The organism is Streptococcus mitis (assembly GCF_002096815.1).
Lineage (GTDB): Bacteria > Bacillota > Bacilli > Lactobacillales > Streptococcaceae > Streptococcus > Streptococcus mitis_AD.
The window spans coordinates 87098-103244 of sequence record NZ_NCVJ01000016.1; the positions used below are offsets into that span (position 1 = coordinate 87098).

Annotated in this window: 15 protein-coding genes; 14 read left to right on the forward strand and 1 reads right to left on the reverse strand. The window is 40.3% G+C overall.

Annotated features, from left to right (window positions below; genetic code table 11):
• Positions 1 to 57 precede the first annotated feature (57 nt).
• The 7 genes from B7696_RS01515 (at position 58) to B7696_RS01545 (ending at position 6668) form a co-directional block, all read left to right on the forward strand.
• On the forward strand, positions 58 to 1386 hold the full coding sequence (locus B7696_RS01515) for an ABC transporter substrate-binding protein (RefSeq protein WP_084861755.1): 1329 nt from the start codon (positions 58 to 60) through the stop codon (positions 1384 to 1386).
• 221 nt (positions 1387 to 1607) lie between these two features.
• Positions 1608 to 2474, forward strand: coding sequence for a carbohydrate ABC transporter permease (locus B7696_RS01520; protein WP_161683542.1), 867 nt, complete (start codon positions 1608 to 1610; stop codon positions 2472 to 2474).
• A gap of 15 nt (positions 2475 to 2489) precedes the next feature.
• A complete protein-coding gene (locus B7696_RS01525) occupies positions 2490 to 3329 on the forward strand; it encodes a carbohydrate ABC transporter permease (protein ID WP_020901679.1) in 840 nt (279 codons plus the stop codon).
• A gap of 227 nt (positions 3330 to 3556) precedes the next feature.
• On the forward strand, positions 3557 to 4009 hold the full coding sequence (locus B7696_RS01530) for a NanQ anomerase/TabA/YiaL family protein (protein ID WP_084861757.1): 453 nt from the start codon (positions 3557 to 3559) through the stop codon (positions 4007 to 4009).
• A 10-nt stretch (positions 4010 to 4019) separates the two neighbouring features.
• Positions 4020 to 4664: a YesL family protein gene (locus B7696_RS01535; RefSeq protein WP_084861759.1), complete on the forward strand. Its 645-nt coding sequence runs from the start codon at positions 4020 to 4022 to the stop codon at positions 4662 to 4664.
• 172 nt (positions 4665 to 4836) lie between these two features.
• Positions 4837 to 5754 carry a dihydrodipicolinate synthase family protein gene (locus B7696_RS01540; RefSeq protein WP_084861761.1) on the forward strand — a complete coding sequence of 306 codons (918 nt, stop codon included), beginning with the start codon at positions 4837 to 4839 and terminating at the stop codon, positions 5752 to 5754.
• A 17-nt stretch (positions 5755 to 5771) separates the two neighbouring features.
• Positions 5772 to 6668, forward strand: coding sequence for an ROK family protein (locus B7696_RS01545; protein ID WP_084861763.1), 897 nt, complete (start codon positions 5772 to 5774; stop codon positions 6666 to 6668).
• A 109-nt stretch (positions 6669 to 6777) separates the two neighbouring features.
• On the opposite strand, the gene B7696_RS01550 is transcribed toward B7696_RS01545, so the two are convergent.
• Positions 6778 to 7629 carry a MurR/RpiR family transcriptional regulator gene (locus B7696_RS01550; protein WP_049487332.1) on the reverse strand — a complete coding sequence of 284 codons (852 nt, stop codon included), beginning with the start codon at positions 7627 to 7629 and terminating at the stop codon, positions 6778 to 6780.
• Positions 7630 to 7818: 189 nt separating this feature from the next.
• On the opposite strand from B7696_RS01550, the gene pbp2b reads away from it, so the two are divergent.
• From pbp2b to ftsA, 7 genes are all read left to right on the forward strand, one after another.
• A complete protein-coding gene (gene pbp2b, locus B7696_RS01555) occupies positions 7819 to 9876 on the forward strand; it encodes a penicillin-binding protein PBP2B (RefSeq protein WP_084861765.1) in 2058 nt (685 codons plus the stop codon).
• Positions 9877 to 9886: 10 nt separating this feature from the next.
• Complete coding sequence (gene recR, locus B7696_RS01560) at positions 9887 to 10483, forward strand: recombination mediator RecR (RefSeq protein ID WP_049487334.1); 597 nt, start codon at positions 9887 to 9889, stop codon at positions 10481 to 10483.
• A 174-nt stretch (positions 10484 to 10657) separates the two neighbouring features.
• Positions 10658 to 11701, forward strand: a complete 1044-nt coding sequence (locus B7696_RS01565) for a D-alanine--D-alanine ligase (protein ID WP_084861767.1) — start codon at positions 10658 to 10660, stop codon at positions 11699 to 11701.
• A gap of 84 nt (positions 11702 to 11785) precedes the next feature.
• Complete coding sequence (locus B7696_RS01570) at positions 11786 to 13159, forward strand: UDP-N-acetylmuramoyl-tripeptide--D-alanyl-D-alanine ligase (RefSeq protein WP_084861769.1); 1374 nt, start codon at positions 11786 to 11788, stop codon at positions 13157 to 13159.
• Positions 13146 to 13757 carry an NUDIX hydrolase N-terminal domain-containing protein gene (locus tag B7696_RS01575; RefSeq protein WP_084861771.1) on the forward strand — a complete coding sequence of 204 codons (612 nt, stop codon included), beginning with the start codon at positions 13146 to 13148 and terminating at the stop codon, positions 13755 to 13757. The genes B7696_RS01570 and B7696_RS01575 overlap by 14 nt, the downstream gene beginning before the upstream one ends.
• Positions 13758 to 13847: 90 nt before the next feature.
• Positions 13848 to 14552, forward strand: a complete 705-nt coding sequence (locus B7696_RS01580; RefSeq protein ID WP_084861772.1) for a YwaF family protein — start codon at positions 13848 to 13850, stop codon at positions 14550 to 14552.
• Positions 14553 to 14766: 214 nt separating this feature from the next.
• The gene (ftsA, locus tag B7696_RS01585; RefSeq protein WP_000090252.1) at positions 14767 to 16146 is read left to right on the forward strand and encodes a cell division protein FtsA; all 1380 of its coding nucleotides are present in this window, start codon (positions 14767 to 14769) and stop codon (positions 16144 to 16146) included.
• The last annotated feature ends 1 nt before the right edge of the window (position 16147 follow it).

Consider the following 16147-nt stretch of genomic DNA (forward strand, 5'->3'; position numbering starts at 1 on the left):
AAGTTCAATCTTACTCATTATCCAATATGGATACGCTTATCAATTAGGAGAATACAAATGAAATTTAGAAAACTAGCTTGTACAGTACTTGCGGGTGCTGTGGTTCTTGGCCTTGCTGCATGTGGTAATTCTGGCGGAAGTAAAGATGCTGGGAAATCAGGTAGCGATAGCGGAAAAACAGAAATCACTTGGTGGGCATTTCCAGTCTTCACTCAAGAAAAAACTGGTGACGGTGTTGGAACATATGAAAAATCAATCATCGAAGCGTTTGAAAAAGCAAATCCAGATGTAAAAGTGAAATTGGAAACCATCGACTTCAAGTCAGGTCCTGAAAAAATCACAACAGCTATCGAAGCAGGAACAGCTCCAGATGTACTGTTTGACGCACCAGGACGTATCATCCAATACGGTAAAAACGGTAAATTGGCTGAGTTGAACGACCTCTTCACAGACGAATTCGTCAAAGATGTTAACAACGAAAATATCGTACAAGCAAGTAAAGCTGGAGATAAAGCTTACATGTATCCAATCAGTTCAGCTCCATTCTACATGGCTATGAACAAGAAAATGTTGGAAGAAGCTGGAGTTGCAAACCTTGTAAAAGAAGGTTGGACAACTGATGACTTTGAAAAGGTTTTGAAAGCACTTAAAGATAAAGGCTACACACCAGGTTCATTGTTCAGTTCTGGTCAAGGGGGAGACCAAGGAACACGTGCCTTCATTGCAAACCTTTATGGAGCTTCTGTAACAGATAAAGATGTAACAAAATATACAACTGATGATCCTAAATTCGTCAAAGGTCTTGAAAAAGCAGCTAGCTGGATCAAAGACGGTTTGTTGAACAACGGTTCACAATTTGACGGTGGAGCAGATATCCAAAACTTTGCCAACGGTCAAACATCTTACACAATCCTTTGGGCACCAGCTCAAAATGGTATCCAAGCTAAACTCTTGGAAGCAAGTAAAGTAGAAGTGGTAGAAGTACCATTCCCATCAGATTCAGGTAAACCAGCTCTTGAATACCTTGTAAACGGATTTGCAGTATTCAACAATAAAGACGACAAGAAAGTTGCAGCATCTAAGAAATTCGTTCAATTCATCGCGGATGACAAAGAATGGGGTCCAAAAGACGTTGTTCGTACAGGTGCCTTCCCAGTTCGTACTTCATTTGGCAAACTTTATGAAGACAAACGTATGGAAACAATCAGTGGTTGGACTAAATACTACTCACCATACTACAACACTATTAATGGTTTTGCTGAAATGAGAACACTTTGGTTCCCAATGTTGCAATCTGTATCAAATGGTGACGAAAAACCAGCGGATGCTTTGAAAGCCTTCACTGAAAAAGCTAACGAAACAATTAAAAAAGCTACAAAACAATAAGCACTAAATCAGATTGACTCCTCCCTTTTCCCTGTGCATAGTCTATGTAAGAAAAGGGAGGATTTTGTTTGAAATGGTAGGAACTGTCACGAAATTAAAATGAAGTTCTTACATAAGCTAATCTTAAAAAATTTCATTTTGATTTTAAAACAGTTCAAGAAAATCCAAAATATTTTATTTGTGAAAGAGAGGTGCCGACTGTGAAAGTCAATAAAATTCGTATGCGGGAAACAGTGATTTCCTACGCTTTCCTAGCACCAGTATTATTCTTCTTTGTCATCTTTGTCTTGGCTCCTATGATTATGGGATTCATTACAAGTTTCTTTAACTACTCAATGACTAAATTTGAGTTTGTGGGCTTGGACAACTACATTCGCATGTTTAAAGACCCTGTCTTTATGAAGTCTTTGATCAATACCGTGATTCTGGTTATTGGATCTGTACCAGTTGTTGTTCTATTCTCACTCTTTGTAGCATCTCAGACATATCATCAAAATGCGATTGCCAGATCCTTCTACCGTTTCGTCTTCTTCCTTCCTGTTGTAACAGGTAGTGTTGCCGTAACAGTTGTATGGAAATGGATCTATGACCCACTATCAGGAATTTTAAACTTTGTCCTTAAGTCAAGCCACATCATCAGCCAAAACATTTCTTGGTTGGGAGATAAAAACTGGGCTTTGATGGCGATTATGATTATCCTTTTGACTACATCTGTTGGTCAGCCGATTATCCTTTATATCGCTGCCATGGGAAATATTGACAATTCATTGGTAGAAGCAGCGCGTGTTGATGGTGCGACTGAATTGCAAGTGTTCTGGAAGATTAAATGGCCTAGCCTCCTTCCAACAACACTTTATATCGCAATCATTACAACAATCAACTCATTCCAGTGTTTCGCCTTGATTCAGCTTTTGACTTCAGGTGGTCCAAACTACTCAACAAGTACACTGATGTACTACCTTTACGAAAAAGCCTTCCAATTGACAGAATACGGCTATGCCAACACCATCGGTGTCTTCTTGGCAGTCATGATCGCTATCGTAAGCTTTGTTCAATTTAAAGTACTTGGAAACGACGTAGAATACTAAAGAAAGGAGACAGCTATGCAATCTACACAAAAGAAACCTTTAACAGCTTTCACTGTTATTTCAACTATTATCTTGCTCTTGTTGACCGTGCTGTTCATCTTTCCTTTCTACTGGATTTTGACAGGGGCCTTCAAATCACAACCTGATACCATTATGATTCCGCCACAATGGTTCCCTAAAATGCCAACCATGGAGAACTTCCAACAACTCATGGTGCAAAACCCTGCTATGCAATGGATGTGGAACTCTGTATTTATCTCGCTAGTAACCATGTTCTTAGTCTGTGCGACCTCTTCTCTAGCAGGTTATGTATTGGCTAAAAAACGTTTCTATGGTCAACGTATTCTATTTGCCATCTTTATCGCTGCCATGGCGCTTCCAAAACAAGTTGTCCTTGTGCCATTGGTACGTATCGTCAACTTCATGGGAATCCATGACACTCTTTGGGCAGTTATCTTGCCTTTGATTGGATGGCCATTCGGTGTCTTCCTCATGAAACAATTCAGTGAAAACATCCCAACAGAATTGCTTGAATCAGCTAAAATCGACGGTTGTGGTGAGATTCGTACTTTCTGGAGCGTAGCCTTCCCAATTGTGAAACCAGGATTTGCAGCCCTTGCAATCTTCACTTTCATCAATACTTGGAACGACTACTTCATGCAGTTGGTTATGTTGACTTCACGTCAAAACTTGACTATCTCACTCGGGGTTGCAACCATGCAGGCCGAAATGGCAACCAACTATGGTTTGATCATGGCAGGTGCAGCTCTTGCTGCTGTGCCAATCGTAACAGTCTTCCTAGTCTTCCAAAAATCCTTTACTCAGGGTATTACTATGGGAGCGGTCAAAGGTTAATACTCTGCGAAAATTGAATTCAAACTACGTCAGCGTCACCTTGCCATACTTAAGTATTGCCTGCGGTTAGCTTCCTAGTTTGTTTTTCAATTTTCATTGAGTATAAGAGAATACAGAGTTATAAGTGTCTACAAAATGGAGGGTATGCAGTTACTTTATGAAGTTTTGTTAGACACTTATCAACTTAAGAATGATTTTAGTTAACTATCAGAAACGAAGGAAACAGTATGATTTTTGACGATTTGAAAAACATCACCTTTTACAAAGGAATTCATCCCAATCTAGACAAGGCTATCGACTATCTCTATCAGCATCGTAAAGATTCATTTGAACTAGGTAAGTATGAGATTGACGGAGATAAAGTCTTTCTAGTTGTTCAGGAAAATGTCCTCAATCGAGCTGAAAATGATCAATTTGAGCATCATCAGAACTATGCAGATTTGCATTTGCTGGTAGAAGGACATGAATATTCTAGCTACGGTTCACGTATCAAAGATGAAGCAGTAGCATTTGACGAAGCGAGTGACATTGGCTTTCTTCATTGTCACGAACACTACCCACTCTTGTTGGGTTATCACAATTTTGCGATTTTCTTCCCAGGAGAACCACATCAGCCAAATGGCTATGCAGGTATGGAAGAGAAGGTTCGCAAATATCTCTTTAAAATTTTGATTGATTAAAGGAGCAAATATGGCACAAAAAGGAGTAAGCCTTATCAAGGCAGCATTTGATACAGATAACTTTCTCATGCGTTTTAGTGAGAAAGTCTTGGATATCGTGACAGCCAATCTTCTTTTTGTCATCACTTGTTTGCCCATCGTGACGATTGGAGTAGCTAAAATTAGCCTCTACGAGACTATGTTTGAGATTAAGAAGAGTAGACGTGTACCTGTCTTTAAAATCTATCTAAGAGCTTTCAAGGAAAATCTGAAACTAGGTCTTCAGTTAGGTCTGCTTGAGTTGGGTGTCGTCTCATTAAGCCTTCTAGACCTCTATCTCTTCTGGGGTCAGACAGCTATGCCTTTCCAAATGGTAAAAGCTATTTGTCTAGGTATTCTTATCTTCCTCACTATCGTGATGTTGGCTAGCTATCCTATCGCTGCACGCTATGATTTGACTTGGAAAGAAGTCTTACAAAAAGGACTTATCTTGGCAAGTTTTAACTTTCCTTGGTTCTTCCTTATGTTAGCCATTCTCTTTCTCATTGTGATGGTTCTTTATCTGTCCGCCTTCAGTTTGCTTTTAGGTGGCTCAGCCTTCCTGCTTTTTGGGTTTGGGCTCTTGGTCTTTATCCAGACTGGATTGATGGAGAAAATTTTCGCAAAATACCAATAGGATGGTTTGTTTCTGAAACTACTTTCAAGCCATAAATATTTCAAAATTCATATCGAAACTAAAATCTAAGTGTACACAAGATATTGAAAGCGTTTTTCACAAGGTGTATACTAAACACGTAAAGAATAAAACCTGCTCTTAGCAGAAAAAAAGAAAATTTAGGAGAAAATCTATGTCAGATTTAAAAAAATACGAAGGTGTCATTCCAGCCTTTTACGCATGTTATGATGATCAAGGAGAAGTAAGTCCAGAGCGTACGCGTGCCTTGGTTCAATATTTCATTGATAAAGGTGTTCAAGGCCTCTATGTTAATGGTTCTTCTGGTGAATGTATCTACCAAAGCGTTGAAGACCGCAAGTTGATTTTGGAAGAAGTCATGGCAGTTGCCAAAGGTAAACTGACCATCATTGCTCACGTTGCTTGCAACAATACCAAAGACAGTATGGAACTTGCTCGCCACGCAGAAAGCTTGGGTGTAGATGCCATTGCGACTATTCCGCCGATTTACTTCCGCTTGCCAGAATACTCGGTTGCTAAATACTGGAACGATATCAGTTCTGCAGCTCCAAATACAGATTACGTGATTTATAACATTCCTCAATTGGCAGGGGTTGCTTTGACTCCAAGCCTTTATACTGAAATGTTGAAAAATCCTCGTGTTATCGGTGTTAAGAACTCTTCTATGCCAGTTCAAGATATCCAAACCTTTGTGAGTCTTGGTGGGGAAGACCATATCGTCTTTAACGGTCCAGATGAACAGTTTCTAGGTGGTCGCCTCATGGGTGCTAAAGCTGGTATCGGTGGTACTTATGGTGCGATGCCAGAACTCTTCTTGAAACTCAACCAATTGATTGCGGATAAAGACCTAGAAACAGCGCGTGAATTGCAATACGCTATCAATGCAATCATTGGTAAACTCACTTCTGCACATGGAAATATGTATGGTGTGATTAAGGAAGTCTTGAAGATCAATGAAGGACTGAACATTGGCTCTGTTCGTTCACCATTGACACCAGTGACTGAAGAAGATCGTTCAGTTGTAGAAGCAGCTGCAGCCTTGATTCGTGAAACCAAGGAGCGCTTCCTCTAATCCATAAGGAGGTATTTATGACACACTACGTTGCAATTGATATCGGTGGAACAAATATCAAATATGGTTTGATCGACCAAGAAGGCCAACTTGTTGAATCGCATGAAATGCCAACAGAGGCGCATAAAGGTGGACCTCATATCTTACAAAAGACCAAAGATATCGTAGCCAGCTATTTAGAACAAGGCCCAGTAGTAGGTGTTGCTATTTCTTCTGCTGGGATGGTGGATCCTGATAAGGGTGAGATTTTCTATGCTGGGCCTCAAATCCCTAACTACGCAGGCACCCAGTTCAAAAAGGAAATCGAGACTAGCTTTGCGATTCCTTGTGAAATTGAGAATGACGTTAACTGTGCAGGTCTGGCTGAGGCAGTATCTGGTTCAGGCAAGGGAGCGAGTGTGACACTTTGCTTGACTATTGGAACCGGTATCGGTGGTTGTTTGATTATGGATGGGAAAGTCTTCCATGGATTTAGCAATTCAGCCTGTGAAGTTGGTTATATGCATATGCAGGATGGAGCGTTCCAAGATTTGGCTTCTACGACAGCCTTGGTAGAGTATGTAGCAGCAGGTCATGGAGATCCAGTTGACCAGTGGAATGGCCGACGTATCTTTAAGGAAGCTACCGAAGGAAATAAGATTTGCATGGCTGGTATTGACCGCATGGTAGACTATCTAGGAAAAGGTCTGGCAAATATTTGCTATGTGGCCAATCCAGAAGTAGTCATTCTCGGTGGCGGTATCATGGGACAAGAGGCTATCCTCAAACCCAAAATCCGTACAGCCTTGAAAGAAGCCTTGGTGCCAAGTCTAGCTGAAAAAACACGATTAGAATTTGCCCATCATCAAAATACAGCAGGTATGTTGGGTGCTTATTATCATTTTATAATCAATGAAAATCAAAGAGCAAACTAGGAAGTTAGCCGTAGGCAGTACTTGAGTACGACAAGGCGAAGTTGACGTGGTTTGAATTTGATTTTCGAAGAGTATTAAGACAAAACAATCCTAGTTTGGCTAGACCAAACTAGGATTTTCTTACACGTTTTTGTCTACGATAGCCATTGAGTTTTTTATTTTCCCAATAGCTATTAAAGATTTTCTCCTTGCTTTCACGATTGATTTCCAAAAAGTAGGCATAAATCAAATCGATAAAGAAGAGCATAGGGAGTTGAGCGGATATTCGTTGGATGTAGGATGACTGGCTGTGTGTGGCTACAAGAACAGTCTCTGTATAGGCCTGACTATCTTTATTGGGAACACTTGTAAAAAGTACAGTCTGTGCCCCCATCTCTTTCGCGTCTAATAGACTATCTAAAATAGAAGGAGTTGAGCCAGAAAGTGAGAAACCGAGTACGAGACAATTCTCATCCATAATACTGGTTGTCCAAGCAAAACCATCTTGATCGGTCAAAGCCTCGCAGACCACACCTAGACGCATAAAGCGTAATTTCATTTCACGAGCTACGAGGCCAGAACTCCCTGTTCCGAAGAAGTAGACACGATCAGCATCTTCGATTAACTGGGCGATTCGTTCCAGTTGTTCTTCGTCAATCAAGCCCTGTGTTTGTTCCCGCATATTACTATAGCTTCTAAGAACTCGATTGGTTAAAGGACTATGTTTGTGAGAATGAGTGTCCTGTTTCTTTGCTTGGTGCAGGTATTGGAAAATAAATTCTCGATAGCCTGTAAAACCACATTTTTTAGAAAAGCGGGTCAGAGCAGCTTGAGAGATATGTAATTTTTGAGTGACCTGCTGAGAAGATAAATCATCTGCAATGGTTTCAGCTTGCAAAAAATAGCGAGCGATTTCTTGCTCTAGGTCTGTCATTTCTTCGAAGTGAGAATCAATGAGGGTTGCTATATCTGGTTTGTCCATAGGGAAGGCTCCTTTAAATGAGTCATATTGGAAAAAGACTGAGTCATCGAACTTTTACACTTATTATATCATATAATGTAGGGATGGATAAATAAAATCGTATTTTCCTGTAAAATGGGAAAAGCTCCCTTCTTTTCCAAAATTTCTTCTTAAATTATGGTACAATGAAGAGTAAGATTTTAAATAGAAATGAGACTGATTTGTATGAGGAAATTTAACAGCCATTCGATTCCGATTCGGCTTAATTTATTGTTTTCAATCATCATTTTACTCTTTATGACCATTATTGGTCGCCTGCTTTATATGCAGGTTTTGAACAAGGATTTTTATGAGACAAAACTAGCATCGGCTAGTAAAACAAAGGTGACTACTAGTTCAGCTCGAGGTGAAATTTATGATGCCAGTGGCAAGCCCTTAGTTGAAAATACTGTGAAACAAGTTGTTTCCTTTACTCGAAACAACAAAATGACGGCTGCAGATTTAAAAGAAACAGCTAAGAAGCTGTTAGCCTATGTAGGAGTTACTTCTCCAACATTGACTGACCGACAGTTGGCGGACTATTATCTAGCAGATCAAGATGTCTATAAGAAAGTAGTGGAAAGCTTACCACGTGAGAAACGTCTTGATTCAGATGGCAATCGTCTATCCGAATCAGAACTCTATAACAATGCGGTCGATAGTGTCCAAACGAGTCAATTAAACTATACAGAGGATGATAAGAAAGAAATCTATCTTTTTAGCCAGTTAAATGCTGTTGGAAACTTTGAGACAGGAGCCATTGCGACAGATTCCTTGACAGATACACAGATTGCCTTGATTGCTTCGGCTTCTAAGAATTTACCTGGTATCAGTATTTCAACCACGTGGGATCGAAAGGTTCTAGAGACTTCTCTCTCTTCTATAGTGGGAAGTGTATCCGGTGAAAAAGCTGGTCTCCCAGCTGAAGAAGCTGATGCTTATATTAAAAAGGGCTATTCTCTAAATGATCGGGTTGGTACCTCTTATCTAGAGAAACAATATGAAGAAACCTTGCAAGGTAAACGCTCGGTGAAGGAAATTCATCTAGATAAGTATGGCAATATGGAAAGTGTCGAAAATATTGAAGATGGTACCAAAGGGAACAATATCAAACTGACCATCGATTTGGCCTTCCAAGATAGCGTGGACAATCTTCTTAAGAGTTATTTCACTTCCGAACTAGGAAATGGAGGAGCTAAGTATTCTGAAGGTGTCTATGCAGTTGCTTTGAACCCCAAAACAGGTGCAGTTTTATCCATGTCAGGAATTAAACATGATCTGAAAACGGGAGAGTTGACGCCTGATTCTTTGGGAACGGTAACCAATGTCTTTGTACCAGGTTCGGTCGTTAAGGCTGCAACCATCAGTTCCGGTTGGGAGAATGGAGTCTTATCAGGGAACCAGACCTTGACGGATCAGTCTATTGTCTTCCAAGGTTCACCCCCTATCAATTCGTGGTATACTGCCTTTTCTGGGCCAATGCCGATTACGGCAGTTCAAGCTTTGGAGTATTCATCTAATACTTATATGGTCCAAACAGCTTTAGGGATTATGGGATTGACTTATCAACCGAATATGATTGCAGGAATTGGAAATTTAGACTCGGCTATGGGGAAATTACGTTCAACCTTTGGTGAGTATGGTTTAGGATCATCTACAGGTATTGATTTACCAGATGAATCCACCGGCTTTATTCCTAAAGATTATGATCTTGCTAATTATATTACAAATTCATTTGGTCAGTTTGATAACTATACCCCAATGCAATTAGCTCAGTATGTAGCAACTATTGCAAATGATGGTGTCCGTATGGCTCCCCGTATTGTTGAGGGAATTTATGGCAATAATGATAAAGGAGGATTGGGCGACCTGATTCAACAACTGCAACCGTCAGAGATGAATAAGGTCAATATATCCGCCTCCGATATGAGTATTTTGCAACAAGGTTTTTATCAGGTTGCCCATGGGACTAGTGGATTGACAACTGGCCGTGCCTTTTCAAATGGTGCAGCTGTATCTATTAGCGGAAAAACGGGTACAGCCGAAAGTTATGTAGCAGATGGTCAGCAAGCAACCAATACCAATGCCGTGGCCTATGCTCCATCCGATAATCCACAAATCGCTGTAGCTGTTGTCTTCCCGCATAACACCAATCTTACAAATGGTGTCGGACCTTCCATTGCGCGCGACATTATCAACCTCTATAACCAACATCATCCAATGAATTAGAAAGGAACTTATGCTTTATCCAACACCTATTGCCAAACTAATTGACAGTTATTCCAAGTTGCCGGGTATCGGGATCAAGACGGCTACACGTCTGGCCTTTTATACCATTGGAATGTCTGATGACGATGTCAATGAATTTGCCAAAAACCTCCTTTCTGCTAAGAGAGAGCTGACCTATTGCTCCATCTGTGGTCGTTTGACTGATGATGATCCTTGCTCTATCTGTACCGATCCAAGTCGTGACCAGACAACCATTTTAGTTCTCGAGGATAGTCGCGATGTGGCGGCTATGGAGAATATTCAAGAATACCATGGACTTTATCATGTCTTACATGGACTCATATCTCCCATGAATGGTATCAGTCCAGATGATATCAATCTCAAGAGCCTCATGACTCGTCTTATGGAGAGTGAAGTTTCAGAGGTAATCGTAGCAACCAATGCTACAGCAGATGGAGAAGCAACTTCCATGTATCTTTCACGTTTGCTCAAACCAGCTGGCATCAAGGTTACGCGCCTGGCACGTGGCCTCGCTGTGGGAGCGGACATTGAGTATGCGGATGAGGTTACACTCTTACGAGCCATTGAAAATCGAACAGAGTTGTAAGTGTAGACAAATTAACACACTCAATTCATTTATACAAAAATCACGGAGACCGACAGTTGTTTTATCGGTCTCTTTTTAGATTTATTGAAGACCAGTATCAGGTTCAAGTTTCAAAAAAGAAGCAAATATGATATACTAAAGAACGAGTATTCTATTAGAATTGGAACCAATAATATGAAACAAACGATTATTCTTTTATACGGTGGACGTAGTGCAGAGCGTGAAGTCTCTGTCCTTTCAGCTGAAAGTGTGATGCGTGCGGTCAACTACGACCGTTTCACAGTCAAGACTTTCTTCATCAGCCAGTCAGGTGACTTTATTAAAACGCAAGAATTTAGCCAGACTCCAGGTCAAGAAGACCGTCTCATGACCAATGAAACCATTGATTGGGATAAGCAATTTTCACCAAGTGCTATATACGAAGAGGGAGCAGTGGTCTTTCCAGTCCTTCACGGTCCGATGGGAGAAGATGGCTCTGTTCAAGGCTTCCTCGAAGTTTTGAAAATGCCTTATGTTGGTTGTAACATATTGTCATCTAGTCTTGCCATGGATAAAATCACGACCAAGCGTGTTTTGGAATCTGCTGGTATTGCTCAAGTTCCTTATGTGGCTATCGTTGAAGGCGATGATGTGACTTCTAAAATCGCTGAAGTTGAAGAAAAATTGATTTATCCAGTCTTCACAAAACCGTCAAACATGGGTTCAAGTGTCGGTATTTCTAAGTCTGAAAATCAAGAAGAACTCCGTCAAGCTTTGAAACTTGCCTTCCAATATGACAGCCGTGTCTTGGTTGAGCAAGGGGTGAATGCCCGTGAAATCGAGGTTGGTCTCTTGGGCAACTACGATGTCAAGAGTACGTTGCCAGGAGAAGTGGTCAAGGATGTTGCCTTTTATGACTACGATGCCAAGTATATTGATAATAAGATTACCATGGATATTCCTGCCAAAATCAGTGATGATGTGGTAGCTGTCATGCGTCATAATGCAGAAACAGCCTTCCGTGCGATTGGTGGACTAGGTCTATCTCGTTGCGATTTCTTCTATACAGATAAGGGCGAGATTTTCCTAAATGAGCTTAATACTATGCCTGGATTCACCCAATGGTCTATGTATCCACTGCTTTGGGATAATATGGGAATCAGCTATCCAGACTTAATCGAGCGTTTGGTTGACCTTGCTAAGGAAAGTTTTGATAAGCGCGAAGCGCATTTGCTATAAAAATGAAAGAGAGGGTAGAAGCCAGAACCGTCACTGTAAGGTGATTAGAGTTCTCGGACTTCGACCCTTTTTAAAGGAGTAGAAATGAAACTTACAATTTACGAAGTTGCCCAAGCTGTTGGAGCTAAAAATGATGTTAGTCTTTTTGCGGATGCTCAGTTAGAAAAGCCTGAGTTTGACAGTCGTTTGATTGGGACAGGAGATTTGTTTGTGCCACTTAAAGGTGCGCGTGATGGTCATGACTTTATCGAAACAGCTTTTGAAAATGGTGCAGTAGTAACCCTGTCTGAGAAAGAGGTCGCAAATCATCCTTATATTTTAGTAGATGATGTTTTGACTGCTTTTCAACAACTAGCTGCCTACTATCTTGAGAAAACGGCTGTTGATGTCTTTGCAGTTACAGGTTCAAATGGCAAGACGACGACCAAGGATATGTTGGCGCATTTACTATCAACAATCTACAAAACCTACAAAACACAAGGAAACTACAATAACGAGATTGGCCTTCCTTACACAGTTCTGCACATGCCTGAGGGGACAGAAAAGTTGGTTTTGGAGATGGGGCAGGATCACTTGGGAGATATTCATCTCTTGTCAGAATTGGCCCATCCAAAAACAGCCATTGTGACCTTGGTTGGAGAGGCTCATTTAGCCTTTTTCAAAGACCGTTCGGAAATCGCCAAAGGAAAAATGCAAATTGCAGATGGTATGGCTTCAGGTTCCTTGCTTTTAGCACCAGCTGACTCGATTGTAGAGGACTACTTGCCAACCGATAAAAAGGTAGTCCGTTTTGGGCAAGGAGCAGAGCTGGAAATCACAGACTTGGTTGAGCGCAAGGATAGTCTGACCTTTAAGGCTAATTTCTTGGAACAAGCCCTTGATTTGCCAGTGACTGGCAAGTACAATGCCACTAATGCTATGATTGCGTCTTATGTTGCCCTACAAGAAGGAGTTTTAGAGGAGCAAATTCATCAGGCCTTCCAAAATCTTGAATTGACGCGTAACCGTACTGAGTGGAAGAAAGCAGCAAATGGAGCAGATATCTTGTCAGATGTTTACAATGCCAATCCAACTGCTATGAAGTTGATTTTGGAGACATTTTCTGCCATCCCAGCCAATGAAGGGGGCAAGAAAATCGCTGTCTTGGCGGACATGAAGGAACTCGGTGACCAGTCTGTTCAGCTCCATAACCAGATGATTTTGAGTCTCTCGCCAGATGTGTTGGATACCGTTATTTTCTATGGAGAAGACATTGCTGAATTAACCCAATTGGCTAGTCAAATGTTCCCAATCGGCCATGTTTACTACTTCAAAAAAACAGCCGACGAGGACCAATTTGAAGACCTAGTCAAGCAGGTCAAAGAAAGCCTTGGATCCCATGATCAAATCCTGCTCAAGGGATCTAACTCTATGAATCTAGCAAAGTTGGTAGAAAGTTTAGAAAATGAAGCCAAGTGATTTTGTTAAATATTTGCAAAGAATGATTACCCTTACAGATACTGGATTAACCTTTACAAAAGATCCCTTCGACCGTGAGCGCTACGAGGACTTGCGAAGTCTTTTATCTGAAATGTTGAATCAAGCATCAGACTTGGATGCAGAAGAAGTAGCAGAAGTCTTGAAACCAACTTCCGCTTATGTGACTCCTTTAATGGACGTCCGTGCTTGGATTGTTGAGGATGAGAAGATTTGTCTGGTTAGGGGACAAGGAGAGGATAGTTGGGCTTTGCCAGGTGGTTTTGGCGAGGTTGGCTATTCTCCAACAGAAAATATTCTCAAGGAGATTGAAGAAGAAACCGGTTTTAAAGCCAAAGTTGAAAGACTACTAGCTGTTTTTGATACCAATCATTTCCAACTACAGAGCAAGCAATATGCAAAGTTTGTTTTTGAATGTAAGCTTCTTGATGGACAATTCCAAGAAAATCAAGAAATCGCTGACCTTCAATTTTTTGCCATTGACCAACTGCCGACCTTATCTGAAAAACGCATTACCAAGGAGCAAATAGAGATTCTTTGGCAGGTTTATAAAGGTCAGAAGGAGCAATATCTTGACTAAGAAGATGATTATCGTATTTCTAAATTCATTTTTCTTAAATAGCATGGTATAATAAAATGCAGGAAAATTTTGAATCATGAGGAATACTAGATGAATTTATGGGATATTTTCTTTACGACCCAAGCAACAGAACCACCCAAGTTTGATCTTTTTTGGTATGTCAGTATATTTACACTCTTGGCTTTGACCTTTTATACAGCCTATCGTTATCGTGAAAAGAAGGCTTATCAACGATTTTTCCAAATCTTGCAGGCAGTTCAGTTAATCCTTCTTTATGGATGGTACGGGGTTAATCATATGCCACTGTCAGAAAGCTTACCCTTTTACCATTGCCGTATGGCTATGTTTGTGGTGCTTTTGCTTCCTGGTCAATCCAAATATCGGCAGTATTTTGCATTACTAGGAACATTTGGGACATTAGCAGCCTTTGTTTATCCCGTGCCAGATCCTTATCCATTCCCGCATATTGCGATTTTATCCTTTATCTTTGGACACTTAGCACTCTTGGGAAATTCACTGGTTTATCTCTTGAGACAGTACGACTCGAGAATGCTAGATGTGAAAAGAATTTTTATCATGACTTTTGCCCTAAATGCCTTGATTTTTGTGGTCAATTTAGTAACAGGTGGAGATTACGGATTCTTGACAAAACCACCATTGGTTGGAGACCATGGCTTAGTAGCTAATTATTTAATCGTTTCCCTGGCCTTATCAGCAGCGATTACGTTAACAAAGAAAATCTTGGAACTATTTTTAGAACAAGAAGCAGAAAAAATGATTGCAAAGAAAGCTTAGAAATGAGCTTTCTTTTTTTCATAAATCTGATTTTTTATAACTTGTTTGGAAAATAAAAAAAGCTAAGGAAAGAATGTGAAAAAATGGTAAGTAAATTTAGGAAAAACTAAGCACGATTGGATTTTTTGTGTTATAATATTCTGTGAATAGCTATGCCCTATTTTAGCTATATTGAATAGAAGTTTGAAACTTGGAAGAGAGAGGATGCGATGTAATGGCTAGAGATGGTTTTTTTACAGGCTTAGATATCGGAACTAATTCGATTAAAGTGTTGGTTGCCGAGCATAGAAATGGTGAACTTAATGTAATTGGTGTAAGTAATGCCAAGAGTAAAGGTGTAAAGGATGGGATTATCGTTGATATTGAAGCAGCAGCAACTGCTATCAAGTCAGCTATTTCCCAAGCAGAAGAGAAAGCTGGCATTTCAATCAAATCAGTGAATGTTGGTTTGCCTGGAAATCTTTTGCAAGTAGAACCAACTCAAGGTATGATTCCAGTTACATCTGATACAAAAGAAATTACAGATCAAGATGTTGAAAATGTTGTTAAATCAGCCTTGACAAAGAGTATGACACCAGATCGTGAAGTCATTACTTTTATTCCAGAAGAATTTATCGTAGATGGTTTCCAAGGTATTCGTGACCCACGTGGTATGATGGGGGTTCGTCTTGAAATGCGTGGTTTGCTTTACACAGGTCCACGTACTATTCTTCACAATTTACGTAAGACAGTTGAGCGCTCAGGTGTTCAAGTTGAAAATATTATTATTTCACCATTGGCTTTGGTTCGTTCAGTCTTGAACGAAGGAGAGCGTGAATTTGGAGCTACTGTGATTGATATGGGAGCAGGTCAAACAACTGTTGCTACAATCCGTAACCAAGAACTCCAGTTTACAAATATTCTTCAAGAAGGTGGAGATTATGTCACAAAAGATATCTCTAAAGTCTTGAAGACTTCACAGAAATTAGCTGAAGGATTGAAATTAAACTATGGTGAAGCCTACCCTTCACTTGCAAGCAATGAAACCTTCCAAGTTGAAGTAATTGGTGAAGTAGAACCTGTAGAAGTTACAGAAAGCTACCTAGCAGAGATTATTTCAGCTCGCATTAAACACATTTTTGAACAAATCAAACAAGAGTTGGAAAGAAGACATTTGTTGGATCTTCCAGGTGGGATTGTTCTGATTGGTGGAAATGCTATTTTACCAGGTATTGTAGAACTTGCACAGGAAGTCTTTGGCGTTGGTGTTAAACTTTACGTTCCAAATCAAGTTGGAATCCGTAACCCTGCCTTTGCTCATGTGATTAGCTTGTCTGAATTTGCTGGTCAATTGACTGAAGTGCATTTATTGGCACAACGAGCAGTTAAGGGTGAGGATACTTTGCGTCACCAACCAATTAATTTTGGTGGGATGATTCAACGCGTTACGCAAGTAGCACAACCTACCCCTATTCAACCAGTTCAAAATACTGAGGTAGAGCAATCAGCTTCTACGAACGTAGTTGCTCCCAAAGAAGATAAAGTATCTTCTCAAAATAAACCAAAAATCGCAGATCGTTTCCGTGGCTTAATCGGAAGCATGTTTGATGAATAAA